The organism is Campylobacter concisus, assembly GCF_003048445.1.
Classification (GTDB): Bacteria; Campylobacterota; Campylobacteria; order Campylobacterales; family Campylobacteraceae; genus Campylobacter_A; species Campylobacter_A concisus_BF.
Genome location: NZ_PIQW01000001.1, coordinates 41,557 through 65,944 on the forward strand (window position 1 = coordinate 41,557; position 24,388 = coordinate 65,944).

General features: G+C 39.3%; 29 protein-coding genes. All 29 read left to right on the forward strand.

The features are described from left to right. Positions 1-72: 72 nt before the first annotated feature. Positions 73-309 (forward strand): hypothetical protein, encoded by a 237-nt coding sequence (locus CVT14_RS00260; protein WP_103615290.1) that lies wholly within the window; start codon positions 73-75, stop codon positions 307-309. Beyond that, positions 296-1,480, forward strand: coding sequence for a DNA cytosine methyltransferase (locus tag CVT14_RS00265; protein WP_275935694.1), 1,185 nt, complete (start codon positions 296-298; stop codon positions 1,478-1,480). Before CVT14_RS00260 ends, CVT14_RS00265 begins: the two co-directional genes overlap by 14 nt. A gap of 116 nt (positions 1,481-1,596) precedes the next feature. Further along, positions 1,597-1,797, forward strand: a complete 201-nt coding sequence (locus tag CVT14_RS10695) for a hypothetical protein (protein ID WP_199907310.1) — start codon at positions 1,597-1,599, stop codon at positions 1,795-1,797. Further along, positions 1,790-2,698, forward strand: coding sequence for a hypothetical protein (locus CVT14_RS00275; RefSeq protein WP_107849396.1), 909 nt, complete (start codon positions 1,790-1,792; stop codon positions 2,696-2,698). The genes CVT14_RS10695 and CVT14_RS00275 overlap by 8 nt, the downstream gene beginning before the upstream one ends. Next, on the forward strand, positions 2,699-3,340 hold the full coding sequence (locus tag CVT14_RS00280; RefSeq protein WP_107849397.1) for a hypothetical protein: 642 nt from the start codon (positions 2,699-2,701) through the stop codon (positions 3,338-3,340). Between the two features lies 1 nt (position 3,341). Further along, the gene (locus CVT14_RS00285; protein ID WP_103615293.1) at positions 3,342-3,524 is read left to right on the forward strand and encodes a hypothetical protein; all 183 of its coding nucleotides are present in this window, start codon (positions 3,342-3,344) and stop codon (positions 3,522-3,524) included. Next, positions 3,521-3,667 carry a hypothetical protein gene (locus CVT14_RS10610; RefSeq protein WP_159071735.1) on the forward strand — a complete coding sequence of 49 codons (147 nt, stop codon included), beginning with the start codon at positions 3,521-3,523 and terminating at the stop codon, positions 3,665-3,667. Before CVT14_RS00285 ends, CVT14_RS10610 begins: the two co-directional genes overlap by 4 nt. Then, on the forward strand, positions 3,636-4,016 hold the full coding sequence (locus CVT14_RS00290; protein ID WP_107849398.1) for a DUF1064 domain-containing protein: 381 nt from the start codon (positions 3,636-3,638) through the stop codon (positions 4,014-4,016). Before CVT14_RS10610 ends, CVT14_RS00290 begins: the two co-directional genes overlap by 32 nt. Next, positions 4,016-4,483 (forward strand): glutamyl-tRNA amidotransferase, encoded by a 468-nt coding sequence (locus CVT14_RS00295; RefSeq protein ID WP_107849399.1) that lies wholly within the window; start codon positions 4,016-4,018, stop codon positions 4,481-4,483. Before CVT14_RS00290 ends, CVT14_RS00295 begins: the two co-directional genes overlap by 1 nt. Then, positions 4,476-5,765 (forward strand): phosphatase, encoded by a 1,290-nt coding sequence (locus CVT14_RS00300; RefSeq protein ID WP_107849400.1) that lies wholly within the window; start codon positions 4,476-4,478, stop codon positions 5,763-5,765. The genes CVT14_RS00295 and CVT14_RS00300 overlap by 8 nt, the downstream gene beginning before the upstream one ends. 23 nt (positions 5,766-5,788) lie before the next feature. Next, a complete protein-coding gene (locus CVT14_RS00305) occupies positions 5,789-6,061 on the forward strand; it encodes a hypothetical protein (protein ID WP_141089617.1) in 273 nt (90 codons plus the stop codon). Next, on the forward strand, positions 6,048-7,622 hold the full coding sequence (locus tag CVT14_RS00310) for a phage head-tail adapter protein (protein WP_199907311.1): 1,575 nt from the start codon (positions 6,048-6,050) through the stop codon (positions 7,620-7,622). Before CVT14_RS00305 ends, CVT14_RS00310 begins: the two co-directional genes overlap by 14 nt. A 157-nt stretch (positions 7,623-7,779) precedes the next feature. Beyond that, complete coding sequence (locus CVT14_RS00315) at positions 7,780-8,430, forward strand: HIT family hydrolase (protein ID WP_107849401.1); 651 nt, start codon at positions 7,780-7,782, stop codon at positions 8,428-8,430. Between the two features lie 10 nt (positions 8,431-8,440). Continuing rightward, the gene (locus CVT14_RS00320; RefSeq protein ID WP_180995824.1) at positions 8,441-8,761 is read left to right on the forward strand and encodes a hypothetical protein; all 321 of its coding nucleotides are present in this window, start codon (positions 8,441-8,443) and stop codon (positions 8,759-8,761) included. Positions 8,762-8,787: 26 nt separating this feature from the next. Next, positions 8,788-9,936: a hypothetical protein gene (locus tag CVT14_RS00325; protein WP_107849402.1), complete on the forward strand. Its 1,149-nt coding sequence runs from the start codon at positions 8,788-8,790 to the stop codon at positions 9,934-9,936. 15 nt (positions 9,937-9,951) lie between these two features. After that, positions 9,952-14,766, forward strand: a complete 4,815-nt coding sequence (locus CVT14_RS00330) for an LPD23 domain-containing protein (RefSeq protein ID WP_107849403.1) — start codon at positions 9,952-9,954, stop codon at positions 14,764-14,766. 130 nt (positions 14,767-14,896) lie between these two features. Beyond that, positions 14,897-15,880 (forward strand): DUF5309 family protein, encoded by a 984-nt coding sequence (locus CVT14_RS00335; protein ID WP_107849404.1) that lies wholly within the window; start codon positions 14,897-14,899, stop codon positions 15,878-15,880. 2 nt (positions 15,881-15,882) lie between these two features. Further along, positions 15,883-16,266 carry a hypothetical protein gene (locus tag CVT14_RS00340; RefSeq protein WP_103615265.1) on the forward strand — a complete coding sequence of 128 codons (384 nt, stop codon included), beginning with the start codon at positions 15,883-15,885 and terminating at the stop codon, positions 16,264-16,266. A gap of 114 nt (positions 16,267-16,380) precedes the next feature. Continuing rightward, the gene (locus CVT14_RS00345; RefSeq protein ID WP_107849405.1) at positions 16,381-18,099 is read left to right on the forward strand and encodes a hypothetical protein; all 1,719 of its coding nucleotides are present in this window, start codon (positions 16,381-16,383) and stop codon (positions 18,097-18,099) included. After that, positions 18,099-19,019, forward strand: a complete 921-nt coding sequence (locus tag CVT14_RS00350; RefSeq protein WP_107849406.1) for a hypothetical protein — start codon at positions 18,099-18,101, stop codon at positions 19,017-19,019. Before CVT14_RS00345 ends, CVT14_RS00350 begins: the two co-directional genes overlap by 1 nt. A 12-nt stretch (positions 19,020-19,031) precedes the next feature. Continuing rightward, positions 19,032-19,547: a hypothetical protein gene (locus CVT14_RS00355; RefSeq protein WP_107849407.1), complete on the forward strand. Its 516-nt coding sequence runs from the start codon at positions 19,032-19,034 to the stop codon at positions 19,545-19,547. Then, positions 19,540-19,926, forward strand: a complete 387-nt coding sequence (locus CVT14_RS00360; protein ID WP_103567420.1) for a DUF1353 domain-containing protein — start codon at positions 19,540-19,542, stop codon at positions 19,924-19,926. The genes CVT14_RS00355 and CVT14_RS00360 overlap by 8 nt, the downstream gene beginning before the upstream one ends. Continuing rightward, entirely contained in the window at positions 19,913-20,266 is a 354-nt protein-coding gene (locus CVT14_RS00365) for a hypothetical protein (RefSeq protein ID WP_107849408.1), read from the forward strand. The genes CVT14_RS00360 and CVT14_RS00365 overlap by 14 nt, the downstream gene beginning before the upstream one ends. Beyond that, entirely contained in the window at positions 20,256-20,438 is a 183-nt protein-coding gene (locus CVT14_RS00370) for a hypothetical protein (RefSeq protein ID WP_103567418.1), read from the forward strand. The genes CVT14_RS00365 and CVT14_RS00370 overlap by 11 nt, the downstream gene beginning before the upstream one ends. A 143-nt stretch (positions 20,439-20,581) precedes the next feature. Then, entirely contained in the window at positions 20,582-20,950 is a 369-nt protein-coding gene (locus CVT14_RS00375; RefSeq protein WP_103567417.1) for a hypothetical protein, read from the forward strand. Further along, positions 20,947-21,507, forward strand: coding sequence for a putative peptidoglycan-binding domain-containing protein (locus CVT14_RS00380; RefSeq protein ID WP_107849409.1), 561 nt, complete (start codon positions 20,947-20,949; stop codon positions 21,505-21,507). The genes CVT14_RS00375 and CVT14_RS00380 overlap by 4 nt, the downstream gene beginning before the upstream one ends. Then, positions 21,507-21,773, forward strand: a complete 267-nt coding sequence (locus CVT14_RS00385; RefSeq protein ID WP_107849410.1) for a hypothetical protein — start codon at positions 21,507-21,509, stop codon at positions 21,771-21,773. Before CVT14_RS00380 ends, CVT14_RS00385 begins: the two co-directional genes overlap by 1 nt. Continuing rightward, positions 21,763-22,413: a hypothetical protein gene (locus tag CVT14_RS00390; RefSeq protein ID WP_103567414.1), complete on the forward strand. Its 651-nt coding sequence runs from the start codon at positions 21,763-21,765 to the stop codon at positions 22,411-22,413. Before CVT14_RS00385 ends, CVT14_RS00390 begins: the two co-directional genes overlap by 11 nt. Next, positions 22,410-24,251 carry a hypothetical protein gene (locus CVT14_RS00395; protein WP_107849411.1) on the forward strand — a complete coding sequence of 614 codons (1,842 nt, stop codon included), beginning with the start codon at positions 22,410-22,412 and terminating at the stop codon, positions 24,249-24,251. The genes CVT14_RS00390 and CVT14_RS00395 overlap by 4 nt, the downstream gene beginning before the upstream one ends. Positions 24,252-24,388: the final 137 nt, after the last annotated feature.

A 24,388-nucleotide genomic window follows, 5' to 3' on the forward strand; every position in this document is an offset into this window, starting at 1 on the left:
TTTATAACTAAAATAGTTAAAAATCAAATAACCTTAAGTTATATTTTATATAACAGATAGTAATATAAGGTTATGAAACAGACAGAATATAGAAAAAAGATTAGAAAATGGCTTGGTAAATTTTACAAGTCGGCTGGGACTTGCAATACATACGCGTGTGGATCAAACAATAAAAAACCTAATGGGGATGTGAGATACGCAGCTTTGCAAGAGTTGGGACATCCCTTTTATGCTTGGGGCGACAAGCTAAATGCATATATTTTAGGGGTAGAAAAGCAGGAGGAGGAGGCTAAAAATGGTAGCAAGTAATAGCCTAGAAGCCAAACAACTCAAAAAGGCTAAAAAAATGACCCTCGCCACTCTCTTTTCAGGTATCGGCGCGCCCGAGTTTGTCGCTCGCGAAGTATTTGACGAGGTAGAGACGATATTCGCCTGCGAGATAGACAAATTCGCGCGTCAAAGCTATCTAGCCAATCACGAAGCCCCGGCAGTTTTTTACGAGGATGTTTGCGATCTTGACGCTAGAGCTTACGCCGGGCAAATAGATATTTTGATCGGAGGCAGCCCTTGCCAAGACTTTTCAATCGCAGGACAACGCGCAGGCGAGGATGGCGAGAGAGGCAACCTGATATGGCAATTTTACCGCATTGTTAGTGAAGCTCGCCCTAAGGTATTCATCTATGAAAACGTCAAAGGCTTTTTGTCTATTAACAGCGGCAAAAGCTATCAAAGGTTTTTAGATGCTTTGCGGAAACTAGGCTATTTTTGTCACGCCGAGATTTTAAACACCAAAGACTACGGCATACCGCAAAATAGAGAACGATTGTATATTGTGGGGTTTTTGAACGCAGACGAATATCACGCTTTTTCTTATGCTCCAAAAATACCGCTAAAACTAAATTTGGGCGATATGCTTGATCGCGAAGTAGATGAAAAATACTTTTTGAGCGATAAGATGATCGCATGCCTTAAGAAAAAAGAAAACAACTTTCAGGGTAGCTTTGCTCCAAAGTTTTTATGCGATGTAGGGAATTGCATAATGACTACCGCAGGAAATCGTCGGACGGATAACTTCATAAAAGTAATCGGTAAGCTCGACATAAAAGGCAACGACATCTTAAAGCGCGTTTATGCTACCGACGGGGTAGCTCCTACTATACACACGGCACAAGGCGGCAATCAAGAGCCGAAAATTTTACAACGCGCACGAGGTTTTAATAAAGGCAATGAGTTTGAGCTTTGCCCTACGATAAGCTCTAGCAGCTTTGAGCAAAATAATCTACTAAAGAGCGAGCGCATACGTAAGCTAACCCCTAGAGAGTGCCTATGCCTGCAAGGGTTCCCCGAAAACTTCAAAATCGTAGTGAGCGATACGCAGGCTTATAAACAAGCGGGCAACGCGATGAGCGTCAATGTCGTAAAAATGATTTTCGAGCAAATAAAGCTCGCAAAAAATAAAGATTTTAGGCTAGGAGCGTGAAATGATCGCCGAAACAAGCATAAACGGCTACATAGCGAGCGCAGATAAACACGAGATACAAAAAAACGAAGATAATGAAAGCGCTTTTTAAATACCCAAATGGTGCGTCACGACATATGTTGTCGGAAGAAACAGGGTTGCCTACTGCGACCGTAAGCGCGAGAGTAAATAACCTTGTATTTTTGGGGCGCATAAAAGAGCGAGGCAAAGATAAATGCCCTATTACTGGAGTGACTGTTAAGTGGTGCTTTTTTAACGAAAATCACTCGATGAACGAGAGTATTATAAAAAGCGAAAAGGAGCCAAGTGATGATTAAAACTCATAGCGTAGATGTTGAATTGGCTTGTAAAATAGGCTTTGATGAAGCAAATATCTTAGGACATATTGCTTATTGGACTAAACACAACAAAGATAATAATAAAAATTTTTATAATGGCAGGCATTGGACTTATAATACTCTTGATGCATTTTTAGAACAATTTCCATACTATAAAAACACGGATAAAATAAACCGAATTTTAAAGAAACTTGAAAAGATTAATGCAATAGTAAAAGGGAATTTTAACAAAAATCAATTTGACCGCACAGCTTGGTATTCTTTAGGCGATGATTTTCTTTATCTAATTGATACTAATTTTAATGTTACGAACGAGTGCAAAAACGATAATTTAGAATTGCAAAATCCAAATTGCGAATACGAAAAATCCATTTTGCAAAAACGCGAAATGGAAAAAGCTAAAATGCAAAATGGATATTGTGAGAATACAAAATCAATAAAGAATAATAATCAAGACAGTTCAAACACAGATCAAACAACAATTCAAACACAAACCAAACAAACCCCCCTACCCCCTAAGGACATTTCACTACCTGACTTCATCGATCCAAATCTTTGGCAAAAATATCTAGCCTACAAGAAAGAGCGACGAGAGAAACTAAGCACTGAGGGTATCGAGATGAAATTTAGCGAGTGGGCTAAATGGGCGAGCGAGGGCATAGACGTAAACGAATGCATAAGAGAAGCAATGCGAAATGAGTGGCAGGGCGTCTTTAAGCCAAAACCAACCTACAACAAAGCGCAAAGTGGGCTTAGCCTAAGCGTAGAGGACGTAAGGCGTTTTGGTGGCGATGTAAGCTACTACCTCGAGAGCACGAAAGAAACGAACCAAATAGCTACCCAAAACGTGGCATATCTTAAAAACAAGGAGCCGTTTTAAATGAACCGCATACAAACGATCAAAGAAGCGCTTGGCGTAAATGAAACTCAAGCACTAATCACAGCAGAGCTTTTAAAACCGCTAAAAGATGAGGATATTATCCCATTTTTTGCGTATAGGACAAGCTTTATTCAACCGAAACAGTCAAGCGAGCTAATCACAAAAAACGCCGTGGCAGCTTTTAGAAAGCAAAAGGCGCTAGAAGCGATCAAAGAGGGCAAATTTAGCTTTAAAAATATCGAGCAGTTGGTAGAGTTTGTAAAAACCTTTTTTTGCAATGAGAGGCTTTGCTATGGAGCAACTTACAAAGATTTTGTGATCATCGGCGTAGATGAATACGGCAACCTAATCAACCACTACCACATAAACCAAGCAGGTAAGCCAGTGCAGCTAAGCAGTGATGACGAGGCAGAGGTTTATGCGTGGCTCTTTAAAAATCAAAAGCGTATCGGCGTAATCAAATACGTGAGTGAAAGAGAAGTGAAAGAGAAAGAAAAAGAGCAAGAGAAAATAGAAGCGGCAAATAATGCAAATTTACTCCCAGCTGATCCAGACGCACCGCTAAAAATGAGCGATGAAGCAAGAGCAAGGCTAAGAATTGGGCTATCTGCTCTTGCGTTAAATTTTGCAAAAAGAGCGTGAGATGAAAGCCGTTTATATCACGATAGCCGAAAGCGGAGCTAGCATAATCGCAAAGGTAGCAGACGAAAACAAAAAGATACTTGATAGCTTTGAGGTAAGTCGCAAGGACGCAAGCGGAGTGCTTGAAGTAATGAGAAAGTGGAACGAGAAACACAAGGACGATGACACAAAGGGGCTATTTTGAGATTAACAAGAAGTGAAAATAGAGCCTATCAGCTAAGACTACTTGAAGCATATCCACTTTGTCAAATATGCGAGAAACAACAAAGCATAGAAAAATACGAGGAGGTAGCTGATGAGAATTGGCAACGTTTCGGTAAATGTTAGGAACAAATACCATAACCGCAAAACTAAAGGCTTTGATAGTGCCAAAGAGTGGCGTAGAAACCAAGAGCTAGAAGCCTTACAAAGAGCTGGAGAGATAAGCGAATTAAATCGCCAAGTGCCGTTTGTGCTAATGCCTAGTTTTGCCATAACAGACGAAACAACCAAGCAAGGCTTTAGAACGATACGTGAGATCAGATACATTGCGGATTTTACCTATCGCCTTAAAAATGGCAAAAGGATAATAGAGGACGTTAAGGGAGTGCAGACGGAAGTTTTTAAAATCAAGCGAAAACTACTAGAGAGAAAAATAGCCCTTGGAGTGATAGAGGGTGAGTTTAGGATTTATTAATGGCAAAGATAAGCGACAAGACAAAAGAAGCGATCATAGCCGAGTATCAATTAGGGGCTAGCAAGAAAAGTTTAGCCTTCAAATATGACGTAAGTATAGGTGCAGTTTTTAAAATTTGCAACGGCATAAGCCAGGCAGATGCTGAATTAGTGAAACAACAAGTGGCGATAAATACGGCTTTAGCCAACGAAAATGAAACAAAAGTGAAAGCGTTTCACGAAATAGTAGATGAAAAGACTAAACACCTGATCTATTTTCAAAACGCAGCGCTCAGAAACCAAAAGAAAGCGGATGAGATGTTAGAGATGAGCGATAGGATAGCAGACGTTGAAGCTCACAGCAGGATAACCGCTAGAAATAAAGAGACCGTGCTAGGGCGTGAGGCTGAGACTGTGATCAATAATGCAAACGTGCAAAGCGAGCAAAAGATAATCATTGAGCGAAAGGAGTTAAAAGGTGATGAGTGAAACTGCGCTTTGCCTAACCTATACGCCGTGGCAAAAGGAAGTCTTTTTTGAGAATACCGCACGCTTTACAACAATAGAAAAAGGTCGGCGTGTAGGATTTACTAAGGGGATAGCAAACGCTACGATCGAGTGGCTTTTAGAGGGAAAAAAAGTGCTTTGGGTAGATACTATCACATCAAACCTACAAAGATATTATGAACGCTATTTTTTGCCTGAATTAAAAGCCCTGCCAAAAGAGCTGTATAAATTTCACGCGCAGGACAAAAAGCTAAGTATCGGCGAGGGCTACCTTGATATGAGAAGTGCAGAACGCCCAGAAAATATCGAGGGCTTTGGCTACGATATAGTGATCCTAAACGAAGCTGGCATAATCTTGAAAGATGCCTACCTTTGGGATAACGCCATAAGGGCAATGTTATTGGACAATCCAAAATCAAGAGCGTTTATAGGCGGCGTGCCAAAAGGCAAAAACCGCTTTTATGATCTTGCTAAACGTGGAATGAGTGGCGAGAAAGACTGGGTAAATTTTCAAATATCAAGTTTTAATAACCCACTGCTTAAAAAAGAGCAAATAGACGAAATGGTGGCAGAGCTTGGCGGTATAGATAGCGATGTGGTGCGTCAAGAGATATACGGCGAGTTTTTAGATACAACCTCAAATGTGCTTTTTAACCTTGCTCTAATTGAAAACGCCTTTAGCACGCAGATGCCAAACGAAAAAGCTAGCATTGTCTGGGGGTTAGATGTGGCACGTGAGGGTGACGATGAAAGCGTGCTTTGTATTAGGCGAGGTTACGGCGTTACAAACTTTTACACATTTAGGCTTGATAGTGTTACTGCCTTAGCAAGGGAGATTTTTGGCATATACGAGAGAAGCGAAGAGAAGCCAGACGCTATTTTTATTGATAGTGTTGGCGTGGGTGCTGGTGTGTTTGATACTTTAGTGGATTTTGGCTTGCGTGGTATAGTCAGAGAGGCAAAATTTTCATACAAGGCAACAAATGAGAAGCTTTACGCCAACAAGAGAGCGGAAGCATATTTTACACTCAAAGAGAAATTTGGATTACTTAGCATCGTGCCAAACGACAAACTCAAAAAACAGCTTAGTACTATTAGTTTTTACTATGACAAAAAAGAGCGTTATTTGCTCTTGCCAAAAGAGAATATCAAAAAAGAGTTTGGCTTTAGCCCTGACTTGGCGGATGCCCTTGCTCTTACGTTTTTTGACCCATTGCCAGCAAAAATAAACACAATCAACTACGATGACGGAGGCGTTTGGTGAAAGAGTGCCAAAATTGGGTAGATTTGGCAAAACAAATCGAGTATATTTTTGAGCGTATTGATGTAGAGCTAATTAGAAAAGTGGCAACGCTTGATGATGAGGCTTTGCGTCTTTGTTTTTGTGTGATGATTTGCGAGTGGCTAAAAGGGGCAAAATTTATCCCTACAAAGCAAGCAAGGGTAAAACTTGCAACGGCTCTAAAACAAAAAGGGCTTAGCAAAAAAAGAGTGAGCGAGCTAGCAAATGTCAGCACAAGAACAATTTATAGATTAGGACACGAAAATGACGAACGATGAGAGAATAAGCTACCTCGAGGAGCTAGTGCAAACAGCATACAATGGCTATGCGGAGTATAAACCATTTTTTGACAAGCTAAATGATGCGTATTTATTGGTGCTTGAAAGCGAGCAATACAACAGCCTTAAAGAGCGGAATAAGAGTAAAAACTACATACCAAAGCTAAATTCAAAAGCAAAAAGAATATATGACGGCCTAACCGAAACATACTTCAACAATGACACATTTGCAAAGCTAGAGCCATACATAAACTCAACGCATGATGTGATCGATAAGTGGCAAGAGGCACTAAATTTCTATTGCGACAAGATAAATTTGTATAAGATTTTTTCGCCCATCTTTTTAAAAGCTGCTTTCTCGGCAAGCTCGGTGGTAAAAGTGTTTTGGGGAAAAGATGAAGCAAAGATAGAGGAAGTGGATATAAACGACATCTATTTTGATCCTGATGCCAAAAATACAGACGACATCCGCTATATCGTGCACAGAATTTACCTTACAACAAACGACATCAAAAAGCTAATCAAAAATAAAACATTTAAGCAAATTGATCTAAGTGAGAATAGACCTTATGAGAGAATTTGTCTAAATGAGATATACGAACTAAACGATGAGAAATGGAGCGTTAGCACGCTTTACAATAGCGAACTACTAAGAGATAAAGTAGAACTAAAAGACGGACAGCCATTTATTTTTGGCTATATGCTGCCACAAACAAAACGCAATACTGATCAAACGTTTGTCTGTGCTTATGGTGAGCCAGCTCTTGCTTCACTTTTACCTTTGCAAGACGAGCTAAATGCTATTAGAAACTCAATCACAGACGTAACAAGAAACCAAGCAACGCCAAAGATCATTTTTAACCGAAGTGCAAGTATATCAAGGGCTGATTTAGAGCGCCCAAGTGGTGCGATTTTTACTGATAGCCCAGCAGACATCAAGATAGTACCGCCTGGCGACATCAACGCTTCAATGGCTACACTTCAAGTGATCGAGCAGGAGATGAGCGAAGTTAGCGGAGTAAGCCCACAGCAAAATGGAGCACCAACAACTAGGCAAGAAACAGCGACAATGGCGTCAATTATGGCAAATGAAGGTAGCGTAAGGCTTCAAGGGTATATAAGAACCTACAATGAGACCTTTTTTGAACCTATATTTGAACGCCTTGCATTCTTAGTTTGGAAATACGGCGACCCATTGTTTTTTGCAGGCTTTAACCGCGGAGAAGTACCGAGCTTTAACATCAACCTAAACACTGGTATAGGAGCGCTAAATAAAGAGGTGCAAAAGAAAAGTCTGATGGATGCTAGCCAAGTAATAGCAGCTCAATTTGGCATGTGCTTGCAACTTCAAGACGGCGAGGGTGCAAATAGGATGAAAGAAGCAAACGAGAAAATCCTATTAGAGCTATTGCCACTATATGGCATAAAAGACCCAGAGAATTTTATTGGGAAGGAGAGTGAGCTTGCTAAACAACTTAAGCCACAGGCTATTTTGCCAAGCGTGGCAGAGCCTATCGCAGAAGCAGGAGCTTTATCAGCTGACGCAATGCCAAGCGTTTAGGGATTTTTCAGAATATCTTTTGGGGCTTTATTCGACCAATGTAAATGCTAGCCAAGATAATAAAAATAGCGATGAAACGAGGTTAAGGGCGATCGAGAATATGAAAACACTCGAAAGCCTTTTAAGTTTTTTTGAAAATTACAAAGAGGAGTAATAAATGACAGAGCAAGAAGCACTAAACGAGCTAACAGCCATAGTAAATGGGAACGAGCAGGCAGAGCCTGAAACAAACGAAGTGGCGCAAGAACCACAAGAACAGCCAGCAGAGCAACCAATAGTAGCAGAAGAGCCAAAAAAAGAGGAGCTTAATATTGAGGCTATCAAGCAAGCAATGGCTGAAGCGCTAGCAGCAAAAGAGCAACCGCAAGAGCCATCACAACCACAGCTTGCCCCTGAAAAACAAGCACTACTTGACAGTTTAGGTCTTGGAAATCTTGACGCCTTAAAAGCTCAAATGGATCAAATCTCGCAAGCTCAAGCAGCGCAAGCAGAAGAAGCTAGAAGGCAAGCAGTCTTTGACAAAAACCTAGCAGAGTTTAAAAAAGACTACCCAACAATACGCCCTGATGATCTAGCCCAGTTTGCAAAAGCTCACGGCATGAGTGATCTACTTGGTGAAAACTACGTAGGTTGGAAAGCAGTCGCAATGGGAATGATAAACGTAGCAAAAAGCAAAGAGAAGCCAGACGAAATTTTAAGTGGGTCAAATGCAAGCAGTGAATTATCAGCGTTTGATAGAGCCAAGAAAGGCGAGAACGTGAGCGACGTAGAATATGGCGCAGAGCTTTTAAAATTAGCAGGACTATAAGGAGGAAAAAATGAGTTGGGATTGGGGCGGAAGCAATATAACACAAGGGGCTGGCAAAAATGGCGGTGGCTTTTTAAGCTGGCTTGGTGGCGGTGACGCTGGAGGCGTGCCTAATTGGCTAACAGCATTAGGAACTGGTGGCGCACTATGGAGCGCTTACAACCAAAACAAAGCAGCAAAACAAGCGTTTAAGCTAAATAAAGATGCTTATGATTTCAATAAGATGCTTTCACAAAGACAGCTACAAAGAGAAAATCAAGCAAATCAAAATTTAGTCAATGCTTGGAACGCATCAAACTTTCATAAACAACAAGAGGAAGAGGCTTATTAATTTAAGCCTCACAAAAAGGAGCAAAAATGCCATATTTTAACCCAAATAAAATAGACTTTAACTACAACACCAACACAATAGACGCAGTGGGTGCAACTGGTAGAGCATTATGGGACATTTATCAAGACAGTGTAAGAAACAACTTCACAAAACAAAGACTAGCAGAGGAAAATAGATCAAATTTAGCACAAGAAAGCTACAACAATAAACTTTTTGACGCAAACGAAGCGTGGAGGCAAAATCAAATAGAGAACCAAGAGAAAGATAGGGCGTGGAAAATGAACACTGACGCTAGAGATTTTGCGCTCAAAGAAAAACAAATTAACGCTCAAATAGACGCTAATAATGAGAATAGAGCTTTTAATCAATGGTATAAAAACCAACTTTTACTAGATAGGCAAGACGCAAGGGAAGCAAGGGCACAACAAAACAACCTTGACCTAACAATGAAGATGCAAGCAAATGAGGGGGAAGTTGGCGCACTTGCAGAGGCAAATTCAGACAATGCTTTTTTAGCAGGACAATATGGGGCGCTAAACCCTGACGGAACGATAGATAAAGATAAATTTGTAAAAACAATGGTGGCTCAATATAAGACAAACCCAAAAGCCGCTGTTACAGCGGTAAATAAAGCACTGGCTGAGAAAAAAGCACTAGATGCGAACCTCGCACAAAGTAACACCATAAAAACAATAGCAACACTAGAAGAGCAATTAAAACAGATACCAGAAGACAAAAGGTTAGACAATTACGATGGCTGGCTAGATAGGATCGGCGATAACTTTAACGCAATGAGAGGGGCTGGAGCAGATAAAAAAGCAGCTGAGGCTATTTTAGCAATGTTAAACAACGCAGGCTTTCAGGCTGTCCGTGTTGGTAGAGCAGATGCGGAAAGAAAAGACTTTGACAAAGAATATAAAGTAAGTCTTGATAGTGCTTTTGTTGATAATGACAAGCTTGCTAAAGCTCAAAAGCTACAGGGGCTAACAGTGCCAGCAGCAAGGCAAGAGCTAGAATTAAAGAGAGATAGCGTAAGCAACCAATACGCAAAGAAAAAATATCAAGATCAAATAGATCGCTTAAATGCAATAGATAAAAGACTAGATAAATTTTTTAATAAAAAACCAAGCGCTACTGAGACAAAAAATAATTTTAAAAATGTGATCGAATATTAACAAAAGGATAAAACGATGCGATTTGAACAACCAAAAACTTATGATACCTTTGTAAATGATAAAAAGGCGCTAGGGATAAACGCTAAGGCGAATGAGTTAAAGCGCTCTATGACAAACTATTTTAGCGACCCAGACGATCGCTATGACAACCGCATAAGGGAAGCCAACGCTGATAATAACGCAGAAATGGTGGATGCAATAAATAGTATCAGGGCGCAATATGACGCACAAGTGCCACTAACACAAAAAGTTTTTGGCGACAAAGAAGTAGTAGAGCAAAAAGGGGTTGATGCATTAAAACAAATATCAGCTGAGTTAAAAAGACAAGGCAAAGGCAGCCTTGTAAATGCTGACGGCAATGTCCTTTTTAAAAACAAAGCTGGTGAGCTTGTAGATTTAGACCAAGGCATATTAAAAGACCTTTGGCATAGCACAAAAGCCAATAAAGGCTCTATTATGGCAGGCATAGGGGGAGCGCTTTTAGCGCCAGTTACTGGCGGAAGTAGTCTATTGCCAGTAATGGTAGGTGGAGCGACTGGCTCTGCGCTTGGTGCAGCAGGGGATTATGTGGGCAACGCAAATGATACTGGGCAAAATGTAGATACTGGAACACTTGCAAATTTAATGTTAGAAAACGCAGGACTTAGTGTATTAGGCGATGGTGTAGGTTATGCAGTAGCTAAAGGCGGCAAAGCACTAATAAATAAAGCAGGCGATGTAATTAACAAGAGCAAAACATTAAAAGATAGCCTTGGCAACGAAATAGAAAATGTTAATCTAAAACAAAAAGCCGTCAATATATTAAACAATACGCCTCTTTTGGGAGATGTAACAAGTGCAAATCACGCACCAGCAATGGGAGATATAACAAGGAGTATTAAAGCAGCAGATGCAGTCTTGTCGCCTGAAGAGCTGGCTGAAAAAGAGGCTTATTTAGCCAACAATAAAATAGAGCTAAATGATATAAACACTTTAGGGCTGAAAGCAAAGGCTTATGCAGATGATTATGCTAATAGAACAAGTAGCCCTTGGGTAAAAGATAAAGTCACAAAGGCTGGCGAATACGTAGAGAATAAAGCCAAAGGCACACTTGACCCACAAATCACAAAAGAGCAAGAGATCGCACTAAATAATGCCTTTGCTGACCCTAGCGAAATGAAAACTATTGCTGATGTAATAGGTAGCGATGATTTGGTGCGAAATAAAGCTATAAAAATAATTGATGACCAAGCACAAAAGAGATTAGAAGCAGCTGGAATTGATAAAAACTTTAGGATCAACCCAGAGAGTTTTAGAAAACTAGATGATACCGATAAAGCATTTGTTAGTGATATTTTGGGTAGTTATGTAAACGCCACAAAAAGCGACTATAACCAAGTAGTAGATGCCTTCAAGCAAGTGGCAGGCAATAGCCCACTACAAATAGATAAAAAAGGGCTAGATGATGCAATAAATAGCATTGTAGCTAACTATGCAAAAGTAGAAGATAGAGACAAAATGCGTATAGCCTTAGATCAAATGGCGCAAGAGGGCTTTAATATTAATAAAGCTTTTGATGTTAGGCGCTATTTGAATAAAGCGATAAGAAATTCTGACTACACTGGCGAGCAACAAGCGAGAGCTTTAAAGGAAGTGTTAGACGATAGTATGTTTAACTCTCTTGGTGATGACAGGGGCGAGCTTAGGGCATTACTAAAAGAGCAGGACGAAAAATATGCTCAAATGAAAGCCTTAAAAGATACAAAGATTTTCAATAAGGGCAATGATCTATTGAGCGACGATTTTAACTTTGATAAAGTCGGTGATTTGATCAATAAAAATAATGACGTTTGGGCTAAAACAACCAAAGGGCTCAATAAAGAGCAAATAGCAGAAGTAGAAAAAGCCTACATAAGGAGTGCAATAAAAGACGAGCTAGTTGATCTTGGCATGAATAGAAAAGGGTTTAATCCTATTGCGGTAGCAGAAAAACTAAGCGACGCTAAATTTGTAAGTGACGAAGCGAAAACTTTACAAAAAGCACTATTTGATGACGCAAAATTTCGCCCAAACACAAAAGGCATAATTGACGCAATAGATGCAGGGCTAAAGACAAAAAGCCAAGGTGGAAGTATAGCCACAAGCTTTAGTGGCAAAGTAGCTATGGCATTTGTAGCAAGAAGTTTTGAACGCTTGGCAAAACATATCCCACTAATAGGCAAACAAGCAGGTAAAAAGAATTTATATGCTGAAGCATTTTTAAAAGCAAAAACTACGTCTGACGCTTTAACCGATATAATGAAAAACGAAGCTATACCGATAAAAGATAGATTTGATCTGCTTACTCAGGCACAAAGCAAAGAGATAAGGAGTTTAATTGATGATTTTATGGCTAAAAAAGAGCAGGCTAAAAGTGATCTAATAAAAATGGACACCGCAGAAGGCAACCCTAAAAACACAGAAATAAAAGGCGAGAATTTTATCACAAAGCAAAGCCCAGCGCCAAAGAGTGATTTAAATGTAAAAATTAGCGTGGATGACTGGGTGAGAGAACTTGGAGGGATAAATGCAAATAAACAAATTAAAGCGGATTTAACCAATCTTTATGAAAAGCACAAGGAACTTTTTGCTAAGCCAAGTGATGTTTTTAGGCTAATAAAAGCAGTCAAAGAAAATCCGACGTTTTTTTATAACAATAATGAGCCAAATACGGCTTTGATAGGCAAAATTTTAGATAATGGCAAGCTTGGTAAAATAGGCATACAAAAAGACTATGATAGCGAGTATTTAAAGCTAAACCATGCAACTTATTCAAGTAAGGCAGACAAGGAAAACAAGAGACTTTTAAGAAGAAATGAAAAATCTCATCTAGTGGGGTCGCCTACTCCCACACAGCTCACTCTTGGCGAAGCCACAGAGCCAACGGCGGATGGTGCAAAAGCACTTTTAGATGAGAAAGAGCTAAAGGTAGGGACGCCATACCCTACACTCCAACGTGCTGATATTAATCAGGTTGGACCGACGGCTGGTGCAAAAAGCACATTCTCTAGCTCTGATGAAAGCATTATACCACAAAAAGACAAAAACATTAAAACGATCAATGCAAGCCCACATATCGCAAGTGGCTTACTTGGCGGCACAGCAAACGGCGCTGATGAAAATGGCAACGTAAGCCCTGAAGAGTTTGCAAAGGGATTTATATATGCATTGTTTGGGTCAAAGTTTAGTGCTTCAGCGGTTAAACGCATAAGCCCAGAGCTTTATAATTCTATTCTTGGGCTTGGCAAAAAGATGCCACAAATGGCAAAAGATAATCCAAAACTTTTAACTAAAATTTATGGATCAGCGAAGAGCAATAGTATAAATTCTTTTGCAGGAGAAAAAGCACTTAACGCTAGCGCCAATAAACTCTCAAAAGCCAAAGCTATGCTAGAAAAAGGCGAAGATGAAGTTAAAATTTGGCAAAGCACTGGGTGGTATAAAGACAAGGACGGAGCGTGGAAGTTTGAGATAGATGATACCCCAGCTAAAATCAAAAATCAAAACGCAGATAAATTAGGCGAATTGCTAGAGCATAAAGAGCTATTTAAGGCATACCCTGAGTTAAAGGATATAAAGATTAAAAAGATGAATGAGAAAGAGGTAGGGAAACCAGGATATTACGACCCAAACAAAAAAGAGATAGTTCTAAGAGATATAAGTGACAAATCGACTCTTATGCACGAGGTGCAACACGTCATACAAGACGTTGAAGATTTTGCAAGGGGTGGAGGGCTGGCAGAGGCGCGTAGTTTTTTGCGTGGGAAAGAGGGGCGGAAATATGAGCAAGAGCTTAAGAGTATAGATAAAACCTTGAGTAATTTATTGCTAGAGACTCAACATATGAGAATGCGTTACGACGAAATTCCACAGAGTGAAAGAGAGTATGAATATGCAAAAGAATTGTTTAGAGGTATCAACAATAACGAAAAAGTATATGCGGATTTCTCGGCAGTTAGAGACGATTGGAGAAAAAAACTATTTGAAATAGATAAAAAAATACGCTTACAAGATATACAAGATACTTATAAAAAAATACACGGTGAAGCCGAAGCAAGAAATGTCGAAACTAGGCTAAATTTAGACGGCAAAGCTTATCCACATGAGACTTTTGATGTAAATCCAAACGAGACATTTGTAAGTAGAGAAGATGGCGTAAATTTTAGTCAAAAATTGCCTGAGTTAAAAGAAAAACGAGGCATCTATAATGTCACATATAACGGCAAGTTCTCAACTCCAGTTTATAAGGATTTAGAAGATGTAGAGGGAGCGGTAAGATATGCGATAGGAAATAAAAACAAAGGGGCTAAACATATCGAGATAAAGCATTTAGAAGACACAACAAAGGAAGGTTATGTTACGAAGCAAGAACTATTAAATATGGGCGAGAATATGCGTAAATTTATAAAAGAATATAAAGAACCATTTATAAATGATCGCAAAGCAAGGCTTTATGAATGGGAAGATAAAGACGGCGTGAGATTTAGGCTTGTCATAAATGACATAAAGGATAAAAACGGAGGAAGCGGGATACACTCCGCAATTACTTCAACCTCCGCTAATAACGATATTATAACCTTTTATTCTGATAGAAATCTAAAAGAGCCGATGAAGTTTGAGAACCCAAAACTTAAACTACTTGATGCAATAGACAATAGTAGCGACAAGGTCGGTGCAGTTGAAAAAATATTGCTCAATAAACATATAAGCGACGGCGTAAAAGCTAAAGCAGTTAATAGACTAACTAAAAATAAAATTAGTCAAGGTGTAAAAACTAACTACATTTCTACTAAAAACTCCAATAATAATTAAAAAGCCCTATATTTAGGGCTTACTCTCTTTTCAAAAAAATAAAAAATATTCAAACTTTGCCAAAATTGGGTAGATTTGGCACAGCCGTTAATGATAAATTGCCATTAAATTGCATAAAAGGAGCAAAGAAATGGCAATAACAACTACTGGGTTTCAAGCCCCAGCAACAAAAAGAGAAGGGCTAAAGCCTTCGGTATATGACAAAATAATTTTAATAGGTGCTGACGAGACGCCTATACTTAAACTTATTGGCACTTCAAGTGTTAAAGGTATAGAGCACTCTTGGCTAACTGACAGCTTGGCTGCCCCAAAGAAAAACGCACAACTTGAAATATCTGACTTTGACGATCAGATCAAATCAAGCGTGCAAAAGACTTCAAACGCAGTGCAAATTTTCACTTCAAACGTTAGCGTTTCAAGAAGCATGCAAGCAGTGGCTACTTACGGCGGTAAAGAGTTAGAGCGCGAGACAGCTAAAAGAGCAAAAGAGCATAAGCTAGACATGGAGTATGCTATCTTTGGTCTTGGTCGTGATGCTGATGTTAAAAAGAGCGTGTTTAAAGCACCGAACGTTAGAACTGACGCAACAGCTGGCGAAATGGCAGGCTTATTTTATTTCTTGGCTAAAGGCTCAGCCGCATTTGCAAGTGGTAAGCGTGGCAATGTTGTAGCATTTGATAGCTCAGGCGATTGGAAAGGCACTCCAGCAGCACTAACTGAAACCGTGCTATCACAGCTACTTCAAAATATTTGGGATGCAGGCACAACTCCAAAAGATGTATTCATTGGCGCTGATCTAAAGCCAGCTATTAACAAAATAGCTACTCGTCAATTTGGTAACGAGAAAAGCATCAACTCTAGCGTTGTTAGCCTTGACACTGATTTTGGTAGGGTAAATTTTAGACTTCACCGCTTCTTAAGCCCTAAATACGGCTTAGGCGATTGTATCATTGCGGGCGACTTTGACTACATGAAAAATGGACTACTCGTGCCAACTGAACTAAAAGACGTGACTACTTCAAAAACAGCTATCCAAAAGAGATACTACACAGAAAGTTGTATCGAAGTAAGAAACGCAGACGCATTTGCAATAGGCGTTGGCTTAAAGGCTTAGTAATGCTTTGCACTGAAGCCAAAAAACATTTGAGCTTTAAAACGACAGCAGGGGTTAAGCTCCCTGCTGATGATATGCTTGGCTCACTATTCTTGGAGGCTATGCTTTTTTGCTGCGATAAGTGCGTACCTAACATCCTTATTAGGCGAGTGGGTAGTGAAGAGACACCATATAGAAACTTAAAAGAAGATACTTTTATTTGCGTGCCAGACGTGCCAAATTTTAGCAATCCAAAAGAGCACCTACAAATAGACGAGCCTTTGAGTTATGCAGTGATTAACTACGTAGCTTTTTTAATAAACAAAGACACTTATTATCGCACATTAGCACTTGAAGCGATAGCAGACTACAACGCAAACGAAATGAGCGACTATGACCGAATATGATCTCTATAAGGTTTTAAAAAACGCAAAGGATTTAAGCAAAATAGATCTCTTGCGTTTTTTTAAAGAATTTGCAGAAAGAATAAAAAAGATAAAAGACACAGCAAAGGCTAAAAAATGGTAACAATAGAAGAATTGAAGCTTGGGAATAAAACATTAGAAGCACTTAAATTTTTGCTTTTGCAGATCAATGAGCTTGATGTGATCCTCAATGAACTTAATTTTGAAGAGCTAAGAGAGGCTAATAACCAAGCCAAAACGCAGATAGAAGTATTAAATAACATAAAAACATTAGTGCTAAACACCGAAAAATCAATAGAGCAGGTAAAAGTTTCAATCGATAGTAGAAGCGAGGAAATAAATACTACCAAACGAGAAATAGAAGATGCAAAAACAAACATTATAAAAGCCAAAGATGATACCACTCTAATATATGAAAATATTTCAAGTAAAAGCGAAAGAATAGAGCAAAAATATAATGAGATTGGTGAGATAAAAAAAGGGGTCGATAGGAAGTTTGATGATATAAAAACCATAGAAGAACAAAGCCGAGATATGGCTAACGAAATAACTAATAATAAAAATACTATACTGAAAAAAATAGATGAAAATATAAATACTTTAAATAATACTATTTCTAAGATCAATATTTTAAAAAATGAGACTTTACAAGAGATAGCCACAACAAAAGCTGGTATAGATACAAAAGCCAATGAAGCCCTTAATACAGCTACATCATCTCTAAATGAGATTAAGACTATCCTTAATGACTTTAAAGGCAAACAAACTGAGCTTAACACTCTTAAGGCAAGCCTAGAGACCTTAAAGAGTAGCTTAGAGAACCTAAACAAATCAGGCGTTATCAACGATACCGCAGCAGGCATAGCTCAAACTTACTCTAGCAATAAGATAAATAACTTGTTGCAAGGGGTACTAAGAGAGAGTGATGCCAGTGAGGGCAACACAGCTGGTAAGCTTGTAAAAAGAAACGCTCAAGGTAATATCTATGCAACCAATGTCTATCTCAATGCTACAACTAAAGCCGAAGTGAGTGATATAAAGAACTCTTTAGCTACTGATAAGTGGAGATTTATAGTAAGAGATACTGGAGAGGGTCTGCTTAGGTCTATGTCTATCAAGGATTTTATAAGCTCCCAAGAGGTTGATGCTTATACTAAAGAGCAAGCAGACCGTTACTTTATCAAAAAAGGCGATGTATCAAATGAAAATGAAGCAAATAAGGTTGTTGTGAGAGGGCAAAATGGTTTTATATCTGTTGGAACGATAGCCTCATACACCTCCATAACGTCTCCTGCGTATGATATATTCCTTGAAAAAAATAACTATGACTATACTTTTGGTGTGTTTTTCAATAATTCACTATATAGAGTTAGAGCTCGTGACATTAAAGGATATTTAGATAATTATTATGCTGATAAGAAAATCACAGAGAAAGGCTTAAATGATATTAGAGCAAACATACCCCCTAGGAACAAACCAAATGGCTATGCAGGACTAGATGCTAAGGGAAAAATAACTCTTGACCTCTTGCCCTATACTGAGAATATTGTGGAGCTTTCTAATGAGATGAGTATTGACCCTCGGAAAGGTAAAAACTTCATAATAACCTTAGACAGCACACGTGGAGATTTTTCTTTTTGGCCAACTCAGTTTGGCGTAGGACAGGGTGGTGTTATAGTTGTTAAAGGGGCTAATAGAATAGAAAGCTGGAATAGCAGTATAAAATGGAGAGAAGTGCCAACTGATTTAGGAGAAACTGAAGTCTTTTCTTACTTCATAGCTAGTGCAAGCGAAGTATATATGGGGAGGGCATAATGAGCTTTATGATAGGTTGTGGCGGTGGCTATACAGATGGTAAGCCTGCTTTGATGACCCCTAAATATTTTAATACTCAAGCTAGCATAGAGCTAAACCTTGCAAAAGGGGAGCAGCATACCTTAACAAAAGAGGTGCTTAAAGCAAAGGTTGGGAACACTTATGAGTATAGTGGTGTTAAAAGGCGTCGCCTATACATCTCTTTAAACTATCGCTTTTTCTCAGAGGGAAGTACATTATGGCTTTTAGAAAATGGAGATTTTAGTAAGTCCGTAATTCTAGGCTATATATGGAGAAGTGAAGATAAACTTCGCTTCTTGTATAAGGGAAGCTCTAAAGAACTATCTAGCTCTATCGCAAGTGATAGAATGCAATATCCCCTCAAAGGCTATAATGTTGGAGCATCTGTGCTTCTTTCTGTAAAAGGAATATCTGCTTATGCAGAAAAAGATATGCTAGAAGTTTCTTTTTCTGAGGATTTTCTTAATGACACTAACTCTACTTTCTCTTTGGTATTTAAAAGAGGAGATAAAGGGGGAGATGATTACTTCAATACAAGAGGGAATAGCCTATATGCTAAGGGAGAGTATAACTCCTATGATAATCTTACAGCCCCTAACTTTGTTATCCCTAAGTCAAAGCGAAACGTAGAGTTTATTATAGGGGATTGGAGTGACACCTTAGCTAATAAGCGTTTTAGGGCACAGACTACCTCTTTAGGTGGCTCAGGATTTCTACAAGGGACTATCACGCTAACACCTGCTGAAAACTCAACAGGGAGTAGAGGGGCTTACAAAACGAGTGTATGGGTTTATAAAAAAGATACTTACCTTGTAATGAGAGCCACAGAACAGGCGACAGGAGGCAATAAAGAGTTTATAAACTTAACAATGTCTTCTCTTTCACTTTTAAGCCTTTAAAAGGAGGGATAAATGGAACTATATAGTTTAAAGGATGACCTTGTAGCAGAGACCCCTTACATCATAACAGATAAGGGTACGCTTTATACAAAGTTTTTAGATGATAAAGAGCTAAAAGAGCTAGGGTATCTAAAGGTATCCTACAAGGATTATCCAGCAAATGTAGATGAGTTTAAAAAGGTGGTGCAGTCTAGTGAAGTCAAAGGAGACACTTACGTAATATCTTATGAGATAGTAAGCAAGAACCTAGAGGAACTTACAGCACTTTTTAAAGAAAAGACCCAAGAGCTCCTAGATGCTAAGGCAAGGGAGAAAGGATACGATGACATCCTCTCTGCTTGCTCTTATGCAGGCTATGACAATGACTTTAGAGCAGAAGGAGAAGCCTTTGGCATTTGGAGAGCTAGGGTGTGGAAGTATGGCTATGGCTTGCTAAATGCTATTGCTGAGGGTAAGCATAAGATGCCTAAGAGCTTTGATGAGATTTTAGCAGAGATGCCAACACTTGAGGAGGTGCATAATGGCTGAGAAGTTACAAAGAATAGTAGTTAAGCCCTTTGGTAAGGATAACTTTGAGACAGCTAGTCCGTTTAAGTATAAAGACATAGACATACCTGTGGGCTACATAACAGATGGTGCAAGTATCCCTAGAATATTTTGGTGGATGTTTGAGCCTTATAGTCCTGAGTATCTAACAGCTTCTGTGATACACGATTACTTAACAGATGATGCATTAAGACTTTATATAAAGCTAGGCAACAATAGTGACTTTAAAGTGGCTGATGATACCTTTAGGGAACTCTTGGAACTTCTAGGGGTATCTAAATGGAAGATACTGCTTTTCTATTACAGCGTAAGAGCCTATCACATAATCAAATATGGGAGAGATACAAGTGCTAAGTCCTAGTTTATATCTTAGTGGCTTTTTGCTGCTTACTACACTCTTTCTTGGGTATAGGTATCAAAGCCTAGACAATGAGTTAAGTGTCACAAAGGAGAGGCTAAAGTCTAGTGATGAGATGAACCAAAAGCTAAAAGATGAGATAAACGAACAAGATAGGCTCATCTCTCTTAAGCTTGATACCATTGAAAGGGTCAGTAGGCAAAAACAGATAATAGAAATAAAGGCTAGTAAAGTCAAAGAAAGGGTGCAAAATGAGGACAAAAAGGATATGTCTGGTGCTCTTAGCATCAGCGTTTCTTATGTGCTTGATGGGTTGCGAAAGCAAGCAGGTAGTGCTAAATAAGTATGACAAGATACCAAGCTACCTTCTTGAAGCTCCTATGATAGCAGATAGAAATGTAACAAACCAAAGCGAAGCAGGAGTGCTGCTAATAGATGTTTATAGTGGTTATGAGAAGTGTATAGGACAGCTAGAGGACATAAAAAAGTATGAAGCAAAAAGAGATAAACAATAAAAACATAAGGGTGTGTAAATGGAACGAATAATAAAGAGAACAAAAGCCTTTTGGCTAAATAAAATGGTTGTAGTAGAAATAATATTATCCGTCCTAATAATGTATGTTTTTACCTATAAATTTTAAAAAAAAGGGGCTAGGTAATGGATGATCTTATGGATAGGCTAGGCTTTTACTTTTGGGTGATAATAGTTGGCTTTGTAGGCGGCGTGTTAAGCATTGCAGGGGGTAATGCCAAGGTTGCAAGCGATGGTAAGGCTATCATAAATTTTTTCGTTGGCACTATTAGCTCGACTTTTATATGCTGGGTAGCTTACGAGACGGCATTTTATTTCACAGAAAAAGGGAGCTTTAGTCTCGCAGTCGGTGGCTTTTTTGCATGGAGAGGCACAGCTTGGGTTAGTGCCGTGATCGACAAAGCAATAGACAAAAAGATAGACCACTTAAGTGATAACAACTATGACTATACGCCAAGACCGCCTCGCGACTACGATATAGGAGATGAAAAATGAACTACACAAACTACACACAAGCTTTTAATCTTTTAATGAGCTTAGAATTTAGTCGCCCTGAAAAAGCCCTACATAAAAATCCAACAGAAAATGGGCTAACTTTTATGGGCATTTATGAAGCCGCTCACCCAAACTGGCAAGGCTGGGGGCAAGTTAGGGCAGCTATCAACGCATATGGTGATCTTAAAAAGGCTAGCATCGCTTTATATAACAATGATGCGCTTGTAAATTTAGTGGCAAGTTTTTACAAGAAAACATACTGGGACGCTCTATGCCTAGATGATGCCAATAGCCAGCTAAAAGCAAATGAGCTTTTTTGCTTTGCGGTCAATGTCGGAGTAAAAAGTGCCGTGCGTGTGCTTCAAAATATGCTAGGGCTTACAATCGACGGCATAATGGGGGCAAATACACTAAAAGCGCTAAATGCTTATGATACGGTGGCATTTGATAGTGATTTTGATAGGGCAGAGATCGCCTATTATCGAAATTTAATAAGAAAAAACCCACGCCTTGGTGTATATGAGCGAGGCTGGGAGAATAGAGCGAGGAGTGTGTAATGGCTGAAAGAAATTTAGGCGACGAGATCGACGAAATAAAAACACAACTACAAACAATTACAAATAAGATCAGTAGCCTTGAAGATGAAGCTAGATCATTGCGAAGTTTTACAAACGATCTAAACAACACAATCAATGGCTTTTCATCAAGGATTAGACGAATAGAAACAAATGGATTAAAAAGTGCCGTAAGCGACTTGCGCGATGATCTTGATTTGCAAAGAATAAAAGTAACTAGACTGGAGAGAAAAGACAATGGATTTTAAAAACGCATATTTAGAAAGAACAAGAGAGTTATTAAAATTAAGCATTGGTGCTGATACGCCATATCAAGAAACACTAAAATATCTTGATGATTGTTTTGAAAAATATGAAATACCAAATCAGCATAGAATAAATGTGCTTTCTCAAATGCTCCCTCTTATTACAACACAATTTACGATCACGGCGATGCAAACTGGGCTGGAGCTAACACAGCAGGATTTGAGCTTTGAGCTATCATTAAAAAACCTTGAAAAGCAAGCAGCCGCAATGGATGCAAACATAGAGGGCATAAAAGAGCAAACAAGAAACACTAAACTAAAGAATGACGAGCTAGAGGCTCAAGCGGCGGATAAACTAGAAAATTTAAAAGAGCAGAATAATCTTTTGCGTGCTCAAATAGCAAAACTTGCAAAAGAGCAAGCACTAGCAGAGAGCCAGCAGCGCGCAGTAGATAGGCAAGTAATCGACAATAGGATAATCAAATCAATGTCAGTGCTTGGAAACTTCATCGCAGAAAATCAAGCTGGCGGTATGATAGTGCCGTCTGATATGACAAAGTATTTGTTTAATATGGTGCATGCGCTAATTAAAAACGATATAACGATCGATGAAAACAAAAACTTCACGATGACAAAGAAATGATCGGCTTAAGCGATATATTAAATTTAACAAACTCAGATACTGGCGATGACTATGAGTTTATGGCTGGCGGGCAGTTTGATTTTTACCAGGCAGGCAGCCTTGGCTACTCTGCTTTTAACACACCTTCGCCTGATCTAAGGAGCTTTTTTATCGCACAAGCTGGCAATTTAAGTGGCGCACTAATTGGGCTAAATGAGGATTTTGCCGAATACGTGCTAATGCCGATGATAGTCGCTATAAACCAGCCTGATTATGATACGAGCATAAATTTACTTATTGATAGCGTGGAAGCGGTAACAAAAATAAAATTTTCTACTCCTAAAAGCTCAAATAGGGATAACCGCTTTGGCAGGATAGACGGCAACGGCTTTGCTAGTTTGCAAAGAGGCGACTACGCAAGCCTAAAAGAATTCGTAAGTGAGCTAAGAAACGACAGCTATGCCGAAAATCTAGCTGAGGACGTTGGCAGAATGTATGGTGGTGTAGTAGGTCAAGCTTTGGCTGGCATGCTATATGATGGCATTGTGAATGGACGCTTCAACGCGATGAATGTAGCCGAGGCGATGTACCAAAATATGAAAAGTACGCTAACCTCAGTTGCTATCCAGAACACACTTTCAGCACTTGGCACGACCATATCCCCGCTTGGTATAGCTCCGATAGCTGGGCTAATCAACGCCCTTGTAACAGAAGTTTTTGAGATGGCGGTAGGGCTTGATAATAGTTTTGGTTTTGGTGGTGATCTTAATGCAGTAGTAGGCAATACAGCATTTTATGATCGCCCTATGAGTTTTGGTGAGTTTATGCAAGATACGTTTAGCGGGTGGTTTGGTATCCCTGACGCAGTGATAGGTCAAACTGACTACAACGGCAACATAACTGGCGTAAGAGTTGGCAAACAATTATATGGGTATAAAATGGAACAAACATTTAATGATGCACTACACGGCAGACCTGGCACTAAAATGCTAACTAGCCTTGACCCAGCAAGAGCAGCGATGCAAAATTTCGCACGTAATAAACTAGACAGCATAAGATCGCAAAGCTCACTAATGACAAATATGCGCATGGATAGTCTAGGTAGGCTAAACTACGAGATAAACACTCGCACATCGCTACAAAATGCAGGGTTTGACACAACATTATCAGATGTGGCATTTAGTGCGACACAGCAGATAACAAAGTCACTGCTTGATAAAGTAATAGCCTTTGATTTGAATGCTTTTAATATCGCACCAGCTGGAGCGTCAGAAAGTAATCACGCTAACGCTAGCACAACAGCAGAAAATACATATAGCGGCTCAGATGCTTGGGCTGCAACGGCAACAAAGTTGGCTTCAATAATGAAGAGTGGTCGTGAGGGGCTGGGGGTGTCGGTTGATAAACACGGCAATTTTAGTTTTTCAAATACCCCAGCAGGCAATATGGTAGAAGCAATGGGCTTAGTCGGCTTTGGTGGGGCAAAAATAGACTATGGGTTAGCGATGAGAGTAGCAGCTGAACTCGCAAAACAAAAAACAGCTATCGAAAAACAAAAAGCAGCAGAAGCTGCCGCTAGCAAAAATGGAGGAAGTGGTGGTAGAGACTTTAGTCACAGCGTTGGAAGTGCCAGCCACACTGCTTTTGACGATAGAAACTTTAGTGATAAATTTTCTGGTAGGGACTGGGGTGGAAATAAAAAACAAGCAGGTGGGCGTAGTGCTGCTAGCCGAGAAAGGCAGGCAAATAAAAATGGGGGCGGTCACAGCAGAGGGTCGAGAGATTATAGCGGTAGCAGAGCTGGGGGCAGAAGTGCAAGAAGTAGAGAAAGGCAGGCTAACAAAAACGGACGAAGATAATTTTTTTGTAAAATAAAAAGCGTGTTTAAAACCAAAAAATGTATAAAAAAATGTATAACTAAAAAATCTAAAGTATTTATTTATAGGGCTATATAAAGATTTTTTTGGCGTCATTCGGGGCCACCATTTTTATATAA

Excerpts from the sequence above, each read along its gene's own strand:
- CVT14_RS00260 (WP_103615290.1), top strand. The coding sequence starts at position 73 with ATGAAACAGACAGAATATAGAAAAAAGATTAGAAAATGGCTTGGTAAA.
- CVT14_RS00265 (WP_275935694.1), top strand. The coding sequence starts at position 296 with ATGGTAGCAAGTAATAGCCTAGAAGCCAAACAACTCAAAAAGGCTAAA.
- CVT14_RS10695 (WP_199907310.1), top strand. The coding sequence starts at position 1,597 with ATGTTGTCGGAAGAAACAGGGTTGCCTACTGCGACCGTAAGCGCGAGA.
- CVT14_RS00275 (WP_107849396.1), top strand. The coding sequence starts at position 1,790 with ATGATTAAAACTCATAGCGTAGATGTTGAATTGGCTTGTAAAATAGGC.
- CVT14_RS00280 (WP_107849397.1), top strand. The coding sequence starts at position 2,699 with ATGAACCGCATACAAACGATCAAAGAAGCGCTTGGCGTAAATGAAACT.
- CVT14_RS00285 (WP_103615293.1), top strand. The coding sequence starts at position 3,342 with ATGAAAGCCGTTTATATCACGATAGCCGAAAGCGGAGCTAGCATAATC.
- CVT14_RS00290 (WP_107849398.1), top strand. The coding sequence starts at position 3,636 with ATGAGAATTGGCAACGTTTCGGTAAATGTTAGGAACAAATACCATAAC.
- CVT14_RS00295 (WP_107849399.1), top strand. The coding sequence starts at position 4,016 with ATGGCAAAGATAAGCGACAAGACAAAAGAAGCGATCATAGCCGAGTAT.
- CVT14_RS00300 (WP_107849400.1), top strand. The coding sequence starts at position 4,476 with ATGAGTGAAACTGCGCTTTGCCTAACCTATACGCCGTGGCAAAAGGAA.
- CVT14_RS00310 (WP_199907311.1), top strand. The coding sequence starts at position 6,048 with ATGACGAACGATGAGAGAATAAGCTACCTCGAGGAGCTAGTGCAAACA.
- CVT14_RS00315 (WP_107849401.1), top strand. The coding sequence starts at position 7,780 with ATGACAGAGCAAGAAGCACTAAACGAGCTAACAGCCATAGTAAATGGG.
- CVT14_RS00320 (WP_180995824.1), top strand. The coding sequence starts at position 8,441 with ATGAGTTGGGATTGGGGCGGAAGCAATATAACACAAGGGGCTGGCAAA.
- CVT14_RS00325 (WP_107849402.1), top strand. The coding sequence starts at position 8,788 with ATGCCATATTTTAACCCAAATAAAATAGACTTTAACTACAACACCAAC.
- CVT14_RS00330 (WP_107849403.1), top strand. The coding sequence starts at position 9,952 with ATGCGATTTGAACAACCAAAAACTTATGATACCTTTGTAAATGATAAA.
- CVT14_RS00335 (WP_107849404.1), top strand. The coding sequence starts at position 14,897 with ATGGCAATAACAACTACTGGGTTTCAAGCCCCAGCAACAAAAAGAGAA.
- CVT14_RS00340 (WP_103615265.1), top strand. The coding sequence starts at position 15,883 with ATGCTTTGCACTGAAGCCAAAAAACATTTGAGCTTTAAAACGACAGCA.
- CVT14_RS00345 (WP_107849405.1), top strand. The coding sequence starts at position 16,381 with ATGGTAACAATAGAAGAATTGAAGCTTGGGAATAAAACATTAGAAGCA.
- CVT14_RS00350 (WP_107849406.1), top strand. The coding sequence starts at position 18,099 with ATGAGCTTTATGATAGGTTGTGGCGGTGGCTATACAGATGGTAAGCCT.
- CVT14_RS00355 (WP_107849407.1), top strand. The coding sequence starts at position 19,032 with ATGGAACTATATAGTTTAAAGGATGACCTTGTAGCAGAGACCCCTTAC.
- CVT14_RS00360 (WP_103567420.1), top strand. The coding sequence starts at position 19,540 with ATGGCTGAGAAGTTACAAAGAATAGTAGTTAAGCCCTTTGGTAAGGAT.
- CVT14_RS00375 (WP_103567417.1), top strand. The coding sequence starts at position 20,582 with ATGGATGATCTTATGGATAGGCTAGGCTTTTACTTTTGGGTGATAATA.
- CVT14_RS00380 (WP_107849409.1), top strand. The coding sequence starts at position 20,947 with ATGAACTACACAAACTACACACAAGCTTTTAATCTTTTAATGAGCTTA.
- CVT14_RS00385 (WP_107849410.1), top strand. The coding sequence starts at position 21,507 with ATGGCTGAAAGAAATTTAGGCGACGAGATCGACGAAATAAAAACACAA.
- CVT14_RS00390 (WP_103567414.1), top strand. The coding sequence starts at position 21,763 with ATGGATTTTAAAAACGCATATTTAGAAAGAACAAGAGAGTTATTAAAA.
- CVT14_RS00395 (WP_107849411.1), top strand. The coding sequence starts at position 22,410 with ATGATCGGCTTAAGCGATATATTAAATTTAACAAACTCAGATACTGGC.